The organism is Shewanella alkalitolerans, from assembly GCF_019457575.1.
Lineage (GTDB): Bacteria > Pseudomonadota > Gammaproteobacteria > Enterobacterales > Shewanellaceae > Shewanella > Shewanella loihica.
The window spans coordinates 2,060,146-2,077,447 of the sequence record NZ_CP080422.1 but is presented as its reverse complement, the minus strand read 5'-3'; the positions used below and the strand labels follow the sequence as shown (position 1 = coordinate 2,077,447).

13 protein-coding genes are annotated in these 17,302 nt (G+C 43.0%); 3 read left to right on the top strand and 10 right to left on the bottom strand.

Annotated elements, in window-relative coordinates; translation table 11 throughout:
- Positions 1 to 120: 120 nt before the first annotated feature.
- Positions 121 to 399 (top strand): hypothetical protein, encoded by a 279-nt coding sequence (locus K0J45_RS09320; protein WP_220045068.1) that lies wholly within the window; start codon positions 121 to 123, stop codon positions 397 to 399.
- 240 nt (positions 400 to 639) lie between these two features.
- Here the strand turns inward: K0J45_RS09320 and K0J45_RS09315 are convergent, their stop codons facing one another.
- A complete protein-coding gene (locus K0J45_RS09315) occupies positions 640 to 1,023 on the bottom strand; it encodes a hypothetical protein (RefSeq protein ID WP_220045067.1) in 384 nt (127 codons plus the stop codon).
- 749 nt (positions 1,024 to 1,772) lie between these two features.
- On the opposite strand from K0J45_RS09315, the gene K0J45_RS09310 reads away from it, so the two are divergent.
- Positions 1,773 to 1,928, top strand: coding sequence for a hypothetical protein (locus K0J45_RS09310; RefSeq protein ID WP_220045066.1), 156 nt, complete (start codon positions 1,773 to 1,775; stop codon positions 1,926 to 1,928).
- A 1-nt stretch (position 1,929) separates the two neighbouring features.
- Entirely contained in the window at positions 1,930 to 2,052 is a 123-nt protein-coding gene (locus K0J45_RS19765) for a hypothetical protein (RefSeq protein ID WP_258406804.1), read from the top strand.
- Between the two features lie 43 nt (positions 2,053 to 2,095).
- On the opposite strand, the gene K0J45_RS09305 is transcribed toward K0J45_RS19765, so the two are convergent.
- From K0J45_RS09305 to K0J45_RS09265, 9 genes are all read right to left on the bottom strand, one after another.
- The gene (locus K0J45_RS09305) at positions 2,096 to 3,508 is read right to left on the bottom strand and encodes a hypothetical protein (protein WP_220045065.1); all 1,413 of its coding nucleotides are present in this window, start codon (positions 3,506 to 3,508) and stop codon (positions 2,096 to 2,098) included.
- A 58-nt stretch (positions 3,509 to 3,566) separates the two neighbouring features.
- On the bottom strand, positions 3,567 to 4,457 hold the full coding sequence (locus K0J45_RS09300; protein ID WP_220045064.1) for a hypothetical protein: 891 nt from the start codon (positions 4,455 to 4,457) through the stop codon (positions 3,567 to 3,569).
- A 71-nt stretch (positions 4,458 to 4,528) separates the two neighbouring features.
- Positions 4,529 to 5,878, bottom strand: a complete 1,350-nt coding sequence (locus K0J45_RS09295) for a phospholipase D-like domain-containing protein (protein WP_220045063.1) — start codon at positions 5,876 to 5,878, stop codon at positions 4,529 to 4,531.
- Between the two features lie 21 nt (positions 5,879 to 5,899).
- Positions 5,900 to 6,580 (bottom strand): M48 family metallopeptidase, encoded by a 681-nt coding sequence (locus K0J45_RS09290; protein WP_220045062.1) that lies wholly within the window; start codon positions 6,578 to 6,580, stop codon positions 5,900 to 5,902.
- Positions 6,580 to 10,566 (bottom strand): type I restriction endonuclease subunit R, encoded by a 3,987-nt coding sequence (locus tag K0J45_RS09285; protein ID WP_220045061.1) that lies wholly within the window; start codon positions 10,564 to 10,566, stop codon positions 6,580 to 6,582. The genes K0J45_RS09290 and K0J45_RS09285 overlap by 1 nt, the downstream gene beginning before the upstream one ends.
- A 61-nt stretch (positions 10,567 to 10,627) precedes the next feature.
- Positions 10,628 to 11,908 carry a restriction endonuclease subunit S gene (locus tag K0J45_RS09280; protein WP_220045060.1) on the bottom strand — a complete coding sequence of 427 codons (1,281 nt, stop codon included), beginning with the start codon at positions 11,906 to 11,908 and terminating at the stop codon, positions 10,628 to 10,630.
- Positions 11,901 to 14,570 carry a type I restriction-modification system subunit M gene (locus tag K0J45_RS09275; protein ID WP_220045059.1) on the bottom strand — a complete coding sequence of 890 codons (2,670 nt, stop codon included), beginning with the start codon at positions 14,568 to 14,570 and terminating at the stop codon, positions 11,901 to 11,903. Before K0J45_RS09275 ends, K0J45_RS09280 begins: the two co-directional genes overlap by 8 nt.
- Positions 14,571 to 14,666: 96 nt before the next feature.
- Positions 14,667 to 15,596: a restriction endonuclease gene (locus tag K0J45_RS09270; protein WP_220045058.1), complete on the bottom strand. Its 930-nt coding sequence runs from the start codon at positions 15,594 to 15,596 to the stop codon at positions 14,667 to 14,669.
- Positions 15,597 to 15,942: 346 nt separating this feature from the next.
- Complete coding sequence (locus K0J45_RS09265) at positions 15,943 to 17,109, bottom strand: PD-(D/E)XK nuclease family protein (protein ID WP_220045057.1); 1,167 nt, start codon at positions 17,107 to 17,109, stop codon at positions 15,943 to 15,945.
- Positions 17,110 to 17,302 lie beyond the last annotated feature (193 nt).

Here is a 17,302-nt window from a genome sequence, read left to right as displayed (position 1 = left end):
GAAGGACATGAGCTAATATTGTTTAAAGGCACAAATCATGATTATCGCAGGCGCGTGGGTTACATTAACGTCAATACAAGACGATTTTGCCTTTTTGACCATGCCTAGCTAGCAAAAAGTATGGCTTCAGAGGCACAACCCGTCTTTATCACCCTGACCATCGGATTCGTGATGGCGATCGTTTTAGGATTTATGAATGGTTTCATCGCTGGCTTGGCGACTTTTGCAGTTGGTATATTACTCGCACGATTCGTTGGAAGAGTGCACAGCTTTTTTATCGATAAAAAACTATCAAAACTTGCCGAAGAAACCCTAAATTCCGCCTACTTGTTTAATTCGTTTATGCAAGAGTCTATTGAGAACTTGAGCGAATCTACTGCTAGAATTACGGGGCCGTAATTATTGACTGAAACACGATACTATCGCGTTTCAGCGTTTTTTGTAGCTGATGTTTAATTAAGTCTGCATACACAAACCAAGCCTTAAAATTATAAATAACGGCGTAATATAGTTTTCAACACTCCATGAAAATAGTGAAATAAACAGGATTGTTATTAATAGAGGTAACCCATAAGTAAAAACCAAAGCTTACAATTACATCTTAAGTTATTACGTGACCTTAATGCGAACAATTACTTATTAGTGACTGCGTAAACGTCCACCTCTAACCTCAAACTCAACATCTCTGTACTTTAAAACTCTAAATGCAATCTTTGCAATTGTTCTACTCTGACCAATCCAATACATGTAAGCATCATCTTTTCTGTTGTTTCTATGTTCAACTATACCGCAGCCATAAACCCTAAGAATTCTAAACTTCTTCGCAATCTCCTCAGCATTAACCATAACAAAACCTCGTCGATTTATCTCATTTGCTAAATCAACCGAAGAATGTCTTGTTCTATTATTCTTTTGCAACATAATCAGACTCATCATTTCACCAACAACAGGATCATTCTTTGTTAAATCTATTAACTGTTTTTCGTAAAATACTGGCACTACTTTAATTGAACTTAATCTCATGGTTTTGCCTCTCCAGAAGTTTTATAAATTTGATTAAAACCTCCCAGCAACTTTTGCAAATATAAAATGAATGTCTGTCGACAGTAATTTTATCACAGCCTAGCTTAAGAACATTGCTTCTATTTGCGCCTGTCAGCTGAGAACGATTGAAAATATATACAAATTAAAGAGAGTGTCAACAGCTCAGAGGTGATGTATGGGTTAAGGAACAAGTAACAATAGAATAAGCTGTACGTAGACGCCCCCCAAAAAAACAATGTTATTTCTATAAAATAGTATTTTATTGTATGTTTATCTAAAACAAAATATACATTTACCTCCAGAAAAATCCTTTCTATTTAAACGCAAGGTATTGATTGAGCACATATTATTCTTAGCGCTATAAAAATATCAAATTAATTAAAATGAGCATCTCAATTTACTGTGGATTACTATTCTAAGCAAAATCAAATAGATACACAGACATTAATGTTCGGCTTTGTATTTTAGTACCTAAAATATACGGTTAGCACTCAACCAAAAATTTTTTTAAAAGACCACTCGAATGATTGTTTTTTGTACTAATAGACATCGGGTATCGACGTAGGGTAAGCAGTCCTGCATGATCGCTGAACTCCCGGAACAGCACCAAAAAAATCCTTTCCTAAATTTTGGGCGTCTTCCCCCCCACCCCAAACAAATCATTACTTGGCACTATAGGCGTCATCGGCAGGACCTCCTGCCAATATATCCAAAAAAGGAGATAGAAGATGTCTAAAACCAAAACCCCAATGACCCCTGAAGCCGCTGCTCGCATTCAAAGCTCTACCGCGAAACAGAACAGTGGTTCTGTCCCCAAAGGAAGCTTTGCCGCGAGGGCACAAAGCGGAGCAGCAAAAAACTCCAACAGTAAAGGAGGTAAGTAACATGTCTAAGCACGATGATGATAACCGCAGCTGCCAGCTAAACCCCGAACACGACGCTTACTGGCAAAGCCGGGGCGAGGATGAACGTCCAGATGATTGGCAGGAGCGCCTGGAAGACGAATGAAAATTCACCCGGTTGACGTAGATTGAGAACGATAGCCTGGGTATCATACTCCGGCTTTTCTGTTGATGTGCTTTTGTAAATGATGGTGATAGTAGACTTCGTAACGCCCGATGGCGGCAAGGAGTCCATCCATTATAGGCTCTACGGTGTCTATATCTTTAGATTTTGATAGAGCCTCGCACCATTTTCTAATTTCCTTATCAAGCCAGATAGCCATCATGCATAAGAGCGTTATTTGGGTATTAATCGCCTGCCCAAATTCTTTTGTAAGATTATCTAAAAATCTCTCCACTGAAGGCATAGTTGGGAATTCTCTTCCACTTTGCCAAGATTTAAATTTTTTATAGTACCTGTCAGCATCAGACTCTTCTGATGGGTTAGTTTGATCTAGAGCCATAGGAAGGCTCATTGACATTTCTCTCTTGCTAAGCTCTTTACAATGGTGCTCTTTATTGATTTTAGAAATCACATCACGAATCTCTTCGAGTAATTCGCCAAAGCAGGTAAGATTGTACTTTTCCAGTTTAGATTTTTTAACAAAACGCGTTATTGACCGACACAAAATGCCATTTTTGGTTTTAAGTTCATCTCTATTCGGAGTGTACGTTATAACACAGCCAACCTCATAGCTTGAAAAAAGATTAAAAAAGAAATCGAAGTGGAGGTGAAAGTACGATTTAAAAAGCGATAGTTTGCATTCATCATCAAATCTTCCATCCTCATACAAAAATAGTGAGCGCTGATAATTTTCAAATGCTGAATCTGGTATTTCGGTACAATTCTGCCAATAGGTTCTCATTGCAGAAAACACCTCAGCTGAACTTTCTGAACATATTGCTCCAGAATCAACCCTTCCTTTAATAACCTTAATCATTTCAATATTGATATCACACCTTTCTTCCAAAAATACAAAAAGTGGATAATACTCAGAAATAACATATGGGTCATGAAATGATTCACTTGTTCTTATACCTGCCATCAAACACAGCCAATCGCCAGATGTTGAAGTATCAACTGCACCTCTCTTGAATATTTCTGTTGTTCTTAAATCAATCTCTCGAGAAAATTTTGCTATTACAGGCTTAAGCCATTCGATAAACTTCTTGGCTGTTGGATTACCAACCCCTTTATTGAACATAGCAGAACGACTATTACGGCTTATTCTTAGCTTTCTGCCTTGTTGTTCTTCCATAAACTCGATCAGTTTGTTAAACGGCATGCCCATTATGCATTCACTACATTGGTAGAATGATGGTAAGAAGAAATTGTGAGTCTTAGGCTTGCCCAAACTAAACTTTTGAGTTTTTTCTCGAGGTTTCTGAATATGAGCCTCAAGCATGCTAAGAATATCGAAGCTAGTCTCGCCGAATTCCATCATAGCATCAGCAGATGCATCAATTTTAGCCTTGGTTTGGCATGGTTTCTTTGTATCGTTCGTATACCGAATCACAGACATTTAACTCCCTGTGTTGCTATGATATTTTTATAATGTCAACTTCCTTGGCTATTTCGAACTAATGATAAAATCGTGTCAATTCATCCTCAAAGGTAGCTACAATACCTGAGTGTTGAGCCTTATCCCAAATAGCCATCTTATCAGCCATGCTAAGCCATAGCTCCAAAGCGGCACGATGACCAAAATTCTCTCGCTCTGGATCAACATCTTGCAGAAATGCTGCCGGACAACTGACAAGTTCTTCAATTGAGCAACGACCCTGAACTCTAATCGCGGAAGCCCGCTGAGAGGCGTATTCGTAAACCGGCAGACGAAGCCCCTGCGCGATTGGTTCGAGTAATTTTGGCGGCACGTAGCAGCCAAAAACAACCGAATATTTTCGTAGCATGTAGGCTAAATTTACCGCGAGATACCCCCGAGTTCGCCAGTAGAATGCCCCCTCGTAAAGTACCAGTTCGAAACGGTAAATAGTGCGCTGGTTTACCTCGCCAATGGGTACAGAGATCATCAAGAGTCCAGTATGATCTGGGTAGAATGGCTTACTGCGGGTAGGCAGATATAGCTCTGCCCTAACTGGCATGCTGCTGTTTGCACATAGGCTATCAATATAGGATTCAAAACCTTGGGGGTTCTTATAGAAACTCTGAGGCTCATATACCTGCTCACTCGCACAGTCTAACCAGTCTTTGTTGACGCTAAATAGCTTAGTAGCTTTTTCAATATGACCACTGGTTAGTACCTTAGTGAGCGATTCGGCGGATTGGCAATCGCCAATACTGAGGCCATGGCCAAAGAAATCGGGGATTTGGCTTGGTTTTACGCCGTGGGCATTAAACAAGGCAATAAAGCGACTGGCGGGTGTCTCTGGAACAGTTGCAAGCTGCTTTTTTATCCAATCGAATGGCAGTTTAGCCAATTGAATAAACGCTATAACTTCACTAAATATCATTCTCGTTCCCTTGTTGAATCAGACGAAAAAATCTTATAAATTTACGTTCATTCTTAGATAAAAACACTATTCTATATAGTTACACGAACTGAGTATCCCAAAGCCCTTAAAGCTTTATTTGTTCGCCCATTTCTTGGTGGGGTAATTTCTGGTTTAGCCCAACCAACAACTTCCGCAATAGAATTAATTCCATAATGCTCGAACCTATAATCATCGTGTTTTCCAGCAAGATATATTCGCTCCCACATATCCTCTATTCTTCCGCCGTATATAACAAAATCCAAAAGTTCAAAAATTGATTGCCCCTTATTATTACGGCTATTAAACAACCAATCCGTAAACAATGGCAGTCGCTCATCTCGTGATAATGATTTTTGCCCTGGTTTACCAAGTGTTGCCGTACTCATTTTAATCAAGTGGTCCATTGTCGCATGAGTTGAACTTACGAGCCCTTGTAAATCATCTCTTTTAAGTGTACGAATCGTATCACGCTGTAAACATCGTTTGATAAGAGGGGCTCGAACCAGCAGGGTGTGGTCTTCTTCAGAAGGCGGTTCCGGTAGCCTTTTCCACCAAGCCAACATTGACATGAGTGCAGATTGAGGATCTTTATGATTTTTTTGATAGTATTCTTCGTAAGGGTACGTGTTATTACTTTGCCTTACTTGATTGTAATAGTAGGCGTGCAAAAATTGATCTGCCTGCCAAAATTCAGGGGTACTTGACTCTATCCAAACAGGTCTAAAATCATTGATTTGTGAAGCTATATTTCTAATTGAAGACAGGGCGTAATCCCATTCTTTTTTAAAATTATCTTTTTTCCTGTCTTTGACACTTTTATCATCAACAAAGCTAACCCCCTCCCAAACAGGTACTTTTCGTTTTCTCTCCAGTTTTCTCTCTTCAGCCATCTTTCGCGTTTTAATTTCGAAGAGAAGACTCTGCTCTTTTACAATCTCTTCAGTTAAGTCAACACAAGCATCCAAAGCCTCCAAATTATCGAAAAACTCTATAAGCTGCTCATACATTCCGCTTCCAATTAGGTCTGCTTCGGTAAAAAACACTCCAGCTTCAATGTTACTATTCCATGCTCTGTCGGTGAGATTTGCTGACCCTATATAGGCCCCATGGCCTTTCCACCAGATTACTTTACTATGCAACCTATCTGGTATCAGTTTGCAAAAAACATTATTTCTCGTATTTTTCAACAGCTTAGACAAGAAAATTGGAGAAACCGGTACTTTATGGTCGTAACGCATCCAAATGTCTAATCGAAACTTATTACTCACACAATGCTCCAACAGTTCAGTCCTGTCATCACCATAGGCAATTGCAGCAACTACACCATCGAGCTCTGCTCCAGAAGGAGGGAGTAATGACCTAAAAAAATTCTTGTTTAAACCATTGGCAATTAACTTCATGATTACCACCATCCCTGTTCGCTAGAGATCCAATCCAGCTCCATTAAGCTTCAGCCAAGAAACCTGCTTCTGGTAGTCCGGCATAATTTTATCGACAAGATTCCAAAAAGCAGCACTATGATTACGCTCAATACGATGAGCTAATTCATGCACCACGATGTAATCCAGAACTGCGAGCGGTGCCATCAGGCAACGCCAATGAAAGTTGAGGTCGCCTTTTGGTGAGCAGGAGGCCCAGTGGTGCTGGAGCTCCATGACTCTGATTGCGCGGTAATCCACCCCTAGCTTTGGGGCGAAATGCTCTACCCGTTTACTAATACGAGATAACCCCTTGGTGCGATAGAAGTGTTTGAATAGCTCGCTACCGTATTCCGCTTTATCACGGCGCATGAGGAAGTAACCATTTTTCAGGATCAAGTCTTCTTTCTGCTCGTCCACCAGCTTTAAGCGATAATTGCAGCCCAGGTAGGGGAATCCCTCACCGCTCACGAACTCACGTTCGACTTTAGTGCGGTTAAGATCTTCCCACTCTGCAAGGTTACGATAAATCCAACTGCGTTTTTCCTCAATAATGCTCTCTACTTTTTCAATATCGTAACTTTCAGGCGCAAGCACAGTGACATTCCCATCCCGTTCGATAAGAATGCTGGTGGTCTTTCGCTTGCTTTGTTTCAAGCTGTATTTGATATCTTTGTATCGCATTAGTGATGTTTATTCTTATCTGGGTTGGGTAAATTGCGGTCACGCAGTTGTTTTAGTGCATCATCAACTAAGTTTCTTTCTTCGGTATAAGAAATCCGATAATTTGATTCATTAAGCCCGCGCTCTGCTCGATTTCGTTCAACCAATGCAGGTAACTCACTTTTAACTCGACCACCTTTTGAAACTATGTCTTTTATCGGTTGTCGTCCCTTCAAGGCAGTCGTTTTAATGACATCGTAGATAAAATTGGTCATTAACCCCACGACAACAGTTATAAACAAACTGCCTTTTGCTGTCTCTTTTAAGGCTACTATAGGCTTATGTCCAAAATCAGGGAAAGTTAGCTCTGATTGAATTGATAGAATTATATCGGCAAGAGCTTCTCGAACATCTTCAGCATTAAGTAAAAACTGCTTCCTGACTTCATACGGCAGCAATGAATGGTGTTCTGCGTCTTCAACATAGTGAATATCGGTTGCTACCTTAATCAACGCTAGTTCGTAGAAGCTCTCATATTGCTCCAGCTCTTGGGCCAGGAATAGATCAACACCATCCAAGTCATATTTCAACAATGAGAGGTCTGGTTGCTTGCTGATTTGTTTTTGTAACGCTTCAGGGTCAATAGCACGAAGCTTTTCGATAATTTCATCGATACGCTCATTCAACGCCTGTTCAGACAGAATTAACAATTCCCTCCTGCGCGCTAATGCCACTACTTCAGTTGTCAGTTGCTCACTTAGCTCACTCAATTGAGGGACGCCACTTAGTAAGAAGCGCATTTCAACTTTCCCTTCTAGCTCCGAAATCAAATCATCGCGTTCCCAGAAGTCTAAGCTGCCAATATTCTCACCCAGCTCGTCCATAATGGCGTCGACACAGGCTTTGACCTTATCCATAGGCTTAACAGGCTCGCCATTTGGGAATGCAATGCTGACAATCAGATCAAAGAATGGATCGGCGATTTGAGCATTCGGGCCGCGTCCCGCATCGATTTCATCTCGTAAAGCACTCAGCTCTAAGATCATCTTTTCCCAGTTGCCGGAGTGCTTTTTGATGATTTCATCCAGCTTCTCACTCATTTTTTTGTGGAAGACTGGGTCATCATCCGCATTGACTTTGCAGTGCTTACGAATGGCGTGTTCCATCTCACTCGCTTGCGCTTGTAAATCCGGCTCTTTACCCATGTGCGTCATGAACGCATCACTGAACAGATCAATCGGTTTAATTTTAGGGTTAATGCCCAAACTGATCAGATGCTCGTTCACAAGGTGGCGAATTTTTGCGCCAACGCCTTGGAAGCTCATGCTGTCATCTTGGTAACGCTGGCGTGCTTTGGCTTGAATATGCACAAACTGGTACATTGGCGTTTTATAAGGGTCCGCCAAGGAGTTGGGCATGATGATGTCCATGCTTTGAAGGAACTTCTTCAAGAACACGTTAAAACTGTCACGCTGGCGAGGGTCTTCTAGAACTGCGATCGCTTGAAGTTGAACTTGATAGTGCTCATCGACACTAAGCTTCTGGTTCACAAACGCTTCGATGTTGTGAACCTTGAGTTCGGTAAACAACTGAAGCAATCGGCGATACCGACTTTCCAAAACTGGCACTTCGCTATCAATATTTTGCAAGCTTTCCAGAATGTCCTCTTGGTCATCCTGCGAGTACATGGACAGCGCATCTCTCAGGTGATGAGCCAGACCAATATAATCGACGATATACCCACGCTGCTTTTCTTTCGCAGTGCGGTTCACACGGGCGATGGTTTGCAGCAAGTTATGCTCTCGCAGCTTTTTATCGAGGTACATCACCTGTTCAATTGGCGCATCGAAGCCCGTTAACAGCATATCGCAGACAATCAAGAAAGCAACGCCAGTATTGGGCTTGCTGTGATCAAACTTCTTCTTGAAGCTCTCAACGGCTTTTAGCTCTTTGGCTTGCTTTCTGGCATAGGTGAAAGACGCGGCTTCATTGGTGTCATCACTGGAGATCACTACTGCCGTTTTCAAAAACTCAAGGCGTTCAAGCCAGGCTTTGTCGATACATTGCTCTGGCTGCTTTTTGTATTGCTCGATTTCTTTCGCCAGCGCTTTTTCAATGTAGGTTTGGTAGTGAATCGCTGCTTGCTTGGAAGAACACACCACCTGAGCTTTAAAGCCTGCTGGCAAAATCTGCCGTATGTAATGTTTTACTAGGTCCTCAGCAATTTCCTCAATGCGCTTTTCTGCTTCAAGAATATCCCCTTCCGCACCGTATTTTTTACGGATCTCTCTTAGTTCTTCTTCCGTTCTATCCGCAAAGAGATCTTCAAACTTAGTATCAAACCCCGCTTTATCGTAGATCGCACTGTCGGCGGTTTTACCTTCATAGAGGATTTTTAACGTTGCACCATCATCGACGGCATCCTGAAGCTTATATTTGTCGATATAGGCTTTTTCTTGGCTAACGCCAAAACGCTTCCAGGTTGGATATGTGTGATGGTCAGCAATAAGCGGTGTTCCCGTGAACGCCACTCGGGTTGATTTGGGGAAAGCATCAAACAGATTATCTGAAAGACTGGGGCGGTCTTTTCCGCCTCGCTGGGTGCGGTGCGCCTCATCCACCAAGATCAGCACTTTTTCACCGGCGTTGATCACGCCGAAAGGTCGATGCATGACGATTTCAGCGTCAAAATCAGCTTCCAGCTCTTCAATACGCTCTACATCGCCCGCTTCTTTTGCTTCTGCGAGATGCTTAGATAGTAGTTTGCGAACAGATTCCGGAAGGAAACTGCTGTCTTGCTCGCGGAACTTATGCACCATCACCATATTGGTATTCGAGGTGTCGTTCGCCAGCTTCTCTTTTGCATCCTTGGTGCTCTTGATCTCAACGACCGTATCACCAATTAACGCTGCGGTATTGGTCAGTTGCTCTTCAAGGTCACTCCTGTCGTTGACCATCAGTACCTTGTAACTTTTCAGCTCTGGATGGCGACGAAGCTTGCGCACCAAGAAAACCATGGTAAGGCTTTTTCCGCTTCCCTGTGTATGCCAAACCACGCCCGAACGCTGAATCCCCGTTTCGCCCTTCTCCATACGCTCAATGATTTTCTGAACCGCGCGAAATTGCTGGTAACGGCAAATCACTTTTACACGTGGGCCGTTGTCGGTATCCATAAACAGGGTAAAACAACGGGTAATATCAAGCAGTCTTTGTGGGTGGAGCATGCCCTGAACTAGCTTCTCTTGGCTGCGATGGGTGCCGATTTCCGGTGCGATATAGGGCTCAGTATCTGGGTAGATGGTTTTCCAATTGAAGTAGTAATCTTCATTTGAGGTGATGGTGCCCACTTTGCAATCATCACCGTAGGTGCTGATCATCAACTGGTTAGTAAAGAACAGAGCCGGTTCACCTTCGCGCAGTTTGCTGTGTTCAGGTTCGCGCAAGTCAGCATAGCGACGCAATTGGTCAATGCCTGCGGCCATTGGGTTACAGCAATGCTGTGACAGCTCTTTACACTCAATCACCACCAGCGGCAGGCCGTTGACGAATAGTACAATGTCCGGGCGAATATGCTCTTTCCCCAGCCCTGGGGTGTCAACACGGAACTGATTGATGGCGGTGAAGGTGTTGTTTTCCCAGTTATCAAAGTCAACCAGCTTAACGACTGGGTCATCCTCATTTTCCAACTCGTTACGGTCGATCTGCCACTTATGCAGACGGCCAATAAACTCTTCATTAGCCGCCAATAATTTGTGAGTACCAAAGTCGGTGACATCATCGATTAAGACATCTAATTGGCTATCTGTCAGCCAGGGTCTACCGTCATCAGTGGTATTTATGCGATGTACTGCGGTTTTAAAAATATCTTTTAAGATGACTTCACGAAAAGAGCTGCGAAAACTGGTGGTAGGGTCGGTCGGCACACCTTGCCCTAAATCCGTTACATCCCAGCCCATGCTTTTAAGCTGGTTTAGCAGCGGCTTTTCAACCAATTGGTACTCTGACATTGTTTGATATCCTTATTGCAGGCAGCGAGGCATTTGCCTGCTGCCATTTTTTAATTTTTGGTTATGCGGGTACGGGGACTTTGCCTGTTAAGAGGTCCTGCAATAGGCCAGACTTTTGGGCTTGAAGTTTTCTTAGGTGCAAAAGCTCTGAGTTTAAAAGCTCAGCGATTCCACCAATACGTTGTCCAATTAACCGTTGCTCCATTGCATCATTTGGCATAGGGATCAGTAGCTCACGGACTCTGCCAATACTCACTTGCGGAAGAGCCTGCCCCATCACCATCTGGTTAATTTGAGTTTTAAGAGATGGGGAGCGTAGAGAATGATAGAAGTATGTCACATCGACGTTTTTGGGGTTCAGAACACATAGAGAATCCAGCAAAGCAAACCTGCACGATGTAGGCACAAAACGAGTCTCTCCAATTGTCCCCTTACGAGAAAAGACAATAGACTTTTCATTGAAAGCACATCGCCTTTCTTGTTCTAAAACAACAGACTCCGCGACTCTTCTCGAAGTATTGGTTTCAACGCTGTCACCTTCGATAAATTCAACGGTTGAAATAAACGCGAAACCATCAGCACGATATATTGGATTCCTGTGACTTGGGTTAGGATCAATTACGTCTGATATATCTTCAATATCATAAGCATCCCACCCCTTCGGCAACATTCCCAATAGCGTCTCATGATAAAGCTCTGGCGCTTCTTCAAACGTTGGGCGAAGAGCTTTGGTTTCTGGGTCGATACCTCGGCTAAACAAGTCCGCCATCATACCTTGTTTGATAGCTGTATATTTGTCGATAAGGGCTTGAGTGGCGTCGATTTGGTTGTCGATGGTCAGCCCTATTTCGCCTATTTTTTTCTGTACCTCCAGAGAAGTAATTTGTATCGGTAAAGCATGGATGGAACCAATCGACAATCCGAAGCGTGTCGAACCAGCTGCAACTCGGGCGAAATACCGAGTGCTTTTTTCACTACTCAATTGTTTAGCCAAAAACAACGGATCAACCTTATCTAGGTTTGGTCGAATTATGGCCAAATGATAACCACAAACCAGATCATCAATATCTTCAGTTACAACTGACGGAATCCCAATATCGAAAGGGGACTCTGAATCTTTGGTTATAACGACATCGCCTTTCCTCAGCGAAAACTTCTTAATCTCAGCCTCTGAGGCAGTTGATTCCATAAAGTTAAGATCAGAAGAAATATAATCATTCGAGTAGACATCCATGTAGTTACAAAGAACTACAGCCTTTTGACCCGCATAGCTTTTTTTATCTACATTGCTGACCAATACTTCAGCAATATCTTGAATCCGAACCTCCCAAAAGTCACTCATAGCCAAGCTCCTTCATAAAGCCAGCTAATTTGCACGCTTCCTGTTCTCGCTTAGCAATAATGCTTTTGGCGGTAACTAGGTATTTGCGATGTAGGTTCTCGATTGCAGCAATACGGTCAAGCAACAATGCACGGACATAACTTTGGTATTGGCGGTCTAACTCGGTTTTGAACCTGTCCAGAATCAACACTTTCGCCTGTTCTGGTGTGATTGCCGCTCGGGCAGCCTCAAGCAGTTCATCTCGGCGTTTTTCAGTTTCCTTGATTTCCGCTTTCAGCTGTTTCAACTCATCTTCTAACGCTTTGTGTGCTGCCAGCTTGGTTTCAATCGCTGTTGCTTCAGCCGCTGCTAGAGCACCTTTTCGCGCGTGCGCTTTGATCAGCTCAAGGTTATCTAACTGAACGTCGTGTTCATCCGCTAAAGCAATAATCTCGTTATGGACTGCGAAGTTCAGTTCTTTGCCTGTCAGCCCTTTTGCAAAATCCCCTTGCTTAGTGCCTTTTGGCAGTTCGGCACTGTTTTTCAGCTGGGTGAATGCATCTTTGATTTGGGCTTTCAGCACTGCCAAGCTGGTTTTTATCGTCGCTTTGTGTTCTTTCAGCTCGTCTTTAAGCTGTTTAACATACTCAGACGGCAGAGCAGGGTTTTCATCAGTCGGCTCGTAGTCCTCTTCATCTGCTGCATCAACGAAGGCTTGTAGTTCACTGATACGCGCCTGTTTGGTCTCCAGCTCTTCCACCACATCCGCGCACTGGCTGGCGAACAGCACTTCGTCAGGAATAAGCTCAGCATTCCAGCCGCTTGCAGCAACAGATTTGAAATCTGCTTCCAGGGTTTTAAACCAATCAGCCAATGCACCACGCACCTTGTATTGGTTCAACAGTTTGATCGGCATTAGGTGCTTTTCAATGGTATTCAGAGATTCGCGGCGCAGTGCAAATACACCTTCATCGCCAAGCTTTCTATCGCCCAGCGCTTCAAAGCCAGCAAAGTCTTGTTTCCAATCATCCAACGCCGCTTGAAAATCCGCATGTTTTTTCAGTACTGCTGGGAAGTTTTCAATATGTGGTTTGAGCGATGACAGTCCTTCAAACTCATCGGAAAAATCTTGAAACTCGTCGTTAGTACGTGGAACGAACAGGCTTTCTTTCAATCCTGGGTAATCATTCCAAGTGCTTTGCAGTGCATCAATTTCTTTGGTTGGAATACCGCCGTTTAAGTGTGCTTTAACGTTTTGAGGCTCAGGTGCCGGGCTGTTATCGACATAGCGGCGAATATTGAAGTTGTAATCTTCACGCTTGAGTTCGTCTTTATGAACCAAACGCGCATATTTTTCGACGCCTTGATGCTCTTCATCTTCCAGCATGGCTTTATAGACGCTGGTGATTTTCTCAATATCTTCAGGGCGTAGGCTGTTTTGGTTTTTGCCTTCGCGATATTCACGGTCAGCGTTAATAAACAGCACTGAGTCACGGTTTTCACGTCCTGCTTTGTTGAGAACCAACACACAGGCAGGAATGCCCGTACCGTAGAACAAGCCTTGAGGCAGACCAATCACGGCTTCAAGAATTCCACGTTCAATAAAGTCTTGGCGGCAAGTACGCTCTTCTGCGCCACGGAACAACACGCCATGAGGCATGACCACAGCAGCTTTACCATTCGCTTTAAGCGAGGCCACCATATGCTGCACAAACATCAAGTCCGCTTTCTTGCCAGACTCTGGCATAAAGGTGTTGAAGCGTTCTTTGAGCTGCATATCCGCTTTCTTATAGTTTTGTGAAAACGGAGGGTTGGCAATTACGCGGTCGAAAGGACGCACTTCACCATCTTTGGTTCGGTGCAGTGGTGTGGCTAGCGTGTCACCATTTTCAATGTCTGCACCACCTGTTCCGTGCAAGATCATGTTCATCTTACAGATAGACCAGGTGCCACCATTGTCTTCTTGGCCGAACAGGTGAATTTTCTTAACGTTGCCGCCGGTTTCCTGCACGTAGTTGCGGCTTTGGATTAGCATACCGCCTGAACCACAGGTGGGGTCGTAAATCTCCATGCCTTCAGCAGGCTCAAGAATTTCTACCAGCAAGCGCACTACTTCAGCAGGGGTATAGAACTCACCACCTTTTTTGCCTGCACTGTCGGCGAAGTATTTGATCAAGTATTCGTAGGCTGCGCCCAATAGATCGGGGAATTCGAAATCGTCATTTGAGAGAGGGATGCTGTCAAAGTGCTGAATAAACTCAACCAGACGCTCATCAGGGATAGGCTTTTTACCCACCTTACGGTTGAAGTTAATGTGCTTGAGTACGCCTTCCAAGCCTTTCTTGGTATTGCTCTCTTCCAATGCTTCAAGCGCTTTGTTTAGCCCTGAACCAACGTTGGTTTTTAAATGACGCAGATTTTCCCAACGCGCTTTCTCTGGTACGAAAAAACTAAACTGAGACGCTTTAGCAACTACGGTTTGGATAGCTGCGTCACTATGACCTGCTTTTTTTAACTCTTTTACTTTGGTTTCATAGTCTTTATGAAACTGGTCAGACATACGTTTAAGGAATAGAATCCCGAAAATGTATTCTTTGTATTCAGAAGCATCCATCTTGCCCCGCAGAATGTCACAAGCTTCAAAAAGCTTACGGGACAGTTTGTTAAGCGTCAGTTTTTGCATTTTATTTCCAAAAGTTATTGAAGATCTATCTTAGTAATCAGTTTTATTGAGGGCCTAAATTCACTCAGACAAAAATAAATACAAAGTAAAAGTTGGCTAGTCTACCAAAAAATAATCTGAGTCTATCGCCTTTACGGCATATAGCTCGCGAGTCGAAACGCCAACATTGTGCTCTATCATCAGCGCCGCGAGTTCACGGCCATCGATGAGCACTATGCGCTTTTCAATCATTGAAACAAATTCGCGAGCATCTTTGCTGAAACTGGAGGTAGTAATAAACACCCCTTTGCGGGCACGGTGCATATCAAGTGCCCCGGCAAAGGCTTGAATGTCTGGCCTACCGACAGTGTTATCGCGATAGCGTTTGGCTTGCAGGTAGATGGAATCAAGCCCTAGCTTGTCTTCTTTGATGATGCCATCGATACCACCGTCATTGGTGTACTGAGTTGCCTGCCCTGCATCCTTTTGGCTACCGCCATAACCCATGGCCAGCATTAAATCGACCACCAGTTGCTCGAAGAACTTGGGCGACACGCTGTGGATTTGCCCCAACAGTTCATCTGCAAGCGCGGAGTTTAGTGCCGAGAAGGCTTTTGAGATTTGTTCAGAAGGCGTAAGACTTGAGTCGTCCACCGTTTCTGAAGACTTAGCCTTTGATGATTGAGATGTGGCCTGATTTGACATCTGTTTGTACTGAACAAACTCATCAAACTGACTCAGGTACTGGTTGTTGACCTTTTGATTAGAACGCAGCGTGGCTCGGCCACGCTCGGTAATGCTGCAAATGCCACGGCTTGGCTGCTCAAGAAGCCCGGCTTTAACCAAATATTCTTTGGCCCAACCCACACGGCTATAGACGTAGGTTTGCTTACCACTCGGAAGCGTCAGCGCCAACTGCTCATTGGTGAAACCATAAGCTGCTGATGCTTCTTCTGTGATTTGACGCAACGATTTCAGTTGTCCATCAGCCAAAACCTTAAGAACCACAGGCATCATTTCTTCGTAGCTTGGAATTGTTTCAACCATCCTTGGGCCTCACCTTTAACCGGACGAATTATCTAGCGTACGCACCTAGCTCAAACGTAAACTTAAAATAGAGCAGTTACGAAGAATTTCTAATAAAAGCCAGACACTTACCAAACGGGCATAATCAAAGTCCGATATTGCCAGATACTTCAAACAATATCTAGAGTAAGCTTGCAAAGCTCAAACATTCTTAACAAAAAAATCAACAAGTTACATAAAAATTTAAGACAAGGGTTACAACCCGGATAATGCTTAAAACTTAACCGACTAAAAGAAGCGACTGAATTAGTACCGAACTGTCATGACTTCACACGTATCTATCCTTTGCTGTATAGGGAACTTACGACTAAAGATCATGTTGTCGCTTCATTTCCATGCAAAAATCTCCGAAGGAAGAGATGCGTAAAAACAGTCTTTGTAATGCTACCATTTGATTGAAATAGGCTGCATCTTGCTCCTCAAAAATGTTTGCACCTTTCATAAAATGGGAAAGACTGCAATATACAATCAATGGATGCCACGGATTGGCTCTTTGTCCTTTGGTGGTTCTATCACTCACTTGCCAACTGTTAGGTAATTCTTTCTGTAGATCTTTCACGAAGCGGTCATAGTGTCCACCTGTTTTCAACTTTGATTGAAGTTTTTTATTCACACTTAATATAACGGTTGCAATCGGGCCGTCAGTAAGTAAATCGCTTGCTCTGTGATCCTCTCCGTCAATCATGAATCCACAAAATAATGCGGGCTTCCAACCAACTTCATCATTTTCAGTGCTGTTAGAGCAGAATTCCAATCCAATGCGTCCCCAGCAATCATATTTACCGCGAGAACAGCGATGCTTGGCAGAGTGATGGAAGTTAATATCACTATCATATACAGGCCATGGGCTTTCAATTGTACGCTGAACTATTTTATAGAGCTGAGCGTCAATATTTTTAGCATCGTTATAATAAGAAATAGCCAATGGGTTAATTGGTGTAAAGTTTAACAGCCCATTACTTTTAAGTAAGTGATTAAACTCACTACGCAGCCAACTTTCTCTCTCATCATTTCCCTCGAGCTCTTCAATAATTTTTGCAACTTCGTGCCAACACAATGCAATATCTGGAGACTGGCGATGCTGGCCTACATGCGCTGTAATTAAAACTATGACATAGGCATTGTTAAGATATTGCCTTGCATAGTCACGATAATTATTAAGTTGATTGGAATGCAGTTCCGACCAAATTTTATGCTCAAAAATAGCGCAAAAGTCATTATCCTCAGCAGTCCAAACTAAATCCGGAAACTTTCCAGAAAAATTAACTTGCGTTTCAATATCGTTTGATCCACTGAGCGATTTAAATATGACATTATTTTGTTCTGCTTTCTTTTTTAATAAAGTTGAAAAAGCAGTTCTTACTGTCACGTCATACTTGAGAATCCATGAGAAGGCTTCAGTGATGAAGTTTTCAATTGGTGATGTTTGATGGCTCGCCGCATATTTGCTAACGTTCACCAGTAAGCTTTCCATATTGCCATTCCTTTGAAAAAACAAAAGTGTCTTTGTAAATGCACTTCGATAACTCAGAAACTCACACAGCCTTTACGGTAAGCTTCCTAAATAACAATCATTCTTCGAAAAGCACCTAGCTGCCAGTATCTTAACCTAAAATACTATTTGGTGATCATGTCCTAAATCAATGAGAATATATACAAAAAGTTCA

Excerpts from the sequence above, each read along its gene's own strand:
- K0J45_RS09300 (WP_220045064.1), bottom strand. The coding sequence starts at position 4,457 with ATGATATTTAGTGAAGTTATAGCGTTTATTCAATTGGCTAAACTGCCA.
- K0J45_RS09270 (WP_220045058.1), bottom strand. The coding sequence starts at position 15,596 with ATGGTTGAAACAATTCCAAGCTACGAAGAAATGATGCCTGTGGTTCTT.
- K0J45_RS09320 (WP_220045068.1), top strand. The coding sequence starts at position 121 with ATGGCTTCAGAGGCACAACCCGTCTTTATCACCCTGACCATCGGATTC.
- K0J45_RS09305 (WP_220045065.1), bottom strand. The coding sequence starts at position 3,508 with ATGTCTGTGATTCGGTATACGAACGATACAAAGAAACCATGCCAAACC.
- K0J45_RS09315 (WP_220045067.1), bottom strand. The coding sequence starts at position 1,023 with ATGAGATTAAGTTCAATTAAAGTAGTGCCAGTATTTTACGAAAAACAG.
- K0J45_RS09290 (WP_220045062.1), bottom strand. The coding sequence starts at position 6,580 with ATGCGATACAAAGATATCAAATACAGCTTGAAACAAAGCAAGCGAAAG.
- K0J45_RS09280 (WP_220045060.1), bottom strand. The coding sequence starts at position 11,908 with ATGAGTGACTTTTGGGAGGTTCGGATTCAAGATATTGCTGAAGTATTG.
- K0J45_RS09275 (WP_220045059.1), bottom strand. The coding sequence starts at position 14,570 with ATGCAAAAACTGACGCTTAACAAACTGTCCCGTAAGCTTTTTGAAGCT.
- K0J45_RS09285 (WP_220045061.1), bottom strand. The coding sequence starts at position 10,566 with ATGTCAGAGTACCAATTGGTTGAAAAGCCGCTGCTAAACCAGCTTAAA.
- K0J45_RS19765 (WP_258406804.1), top strand. The coding sequence starts at position 1,930 with ATGTCTAAGCACGATGATGATAACCGCAGCTGCCAGCTAAACCCCGAA.
- K0J45_RS09265 (WP_220045057.1), bottom strand. The coding sequence starts at position 17,109 with ATGGAAAGCTTACTGGTGAACGTTAGCAAATATGCGGCGAGCCATCAA.
- K0J45_RS09295 (WP_220045063.1), bottom strand. The coding sequence starts at position 5,878 with ATGAAGTTAATTGCCAATGGTTTAAACAAGAATTTTTTTAGGTCATTA.
- K0J45_RS09310 (WP_220045066.1), top strand. The coding sequence starts at position 1,773 with ATGTCTAAAACCAAAACCCCAATGACCCCTGAAGCCGCTGCTCGCATT.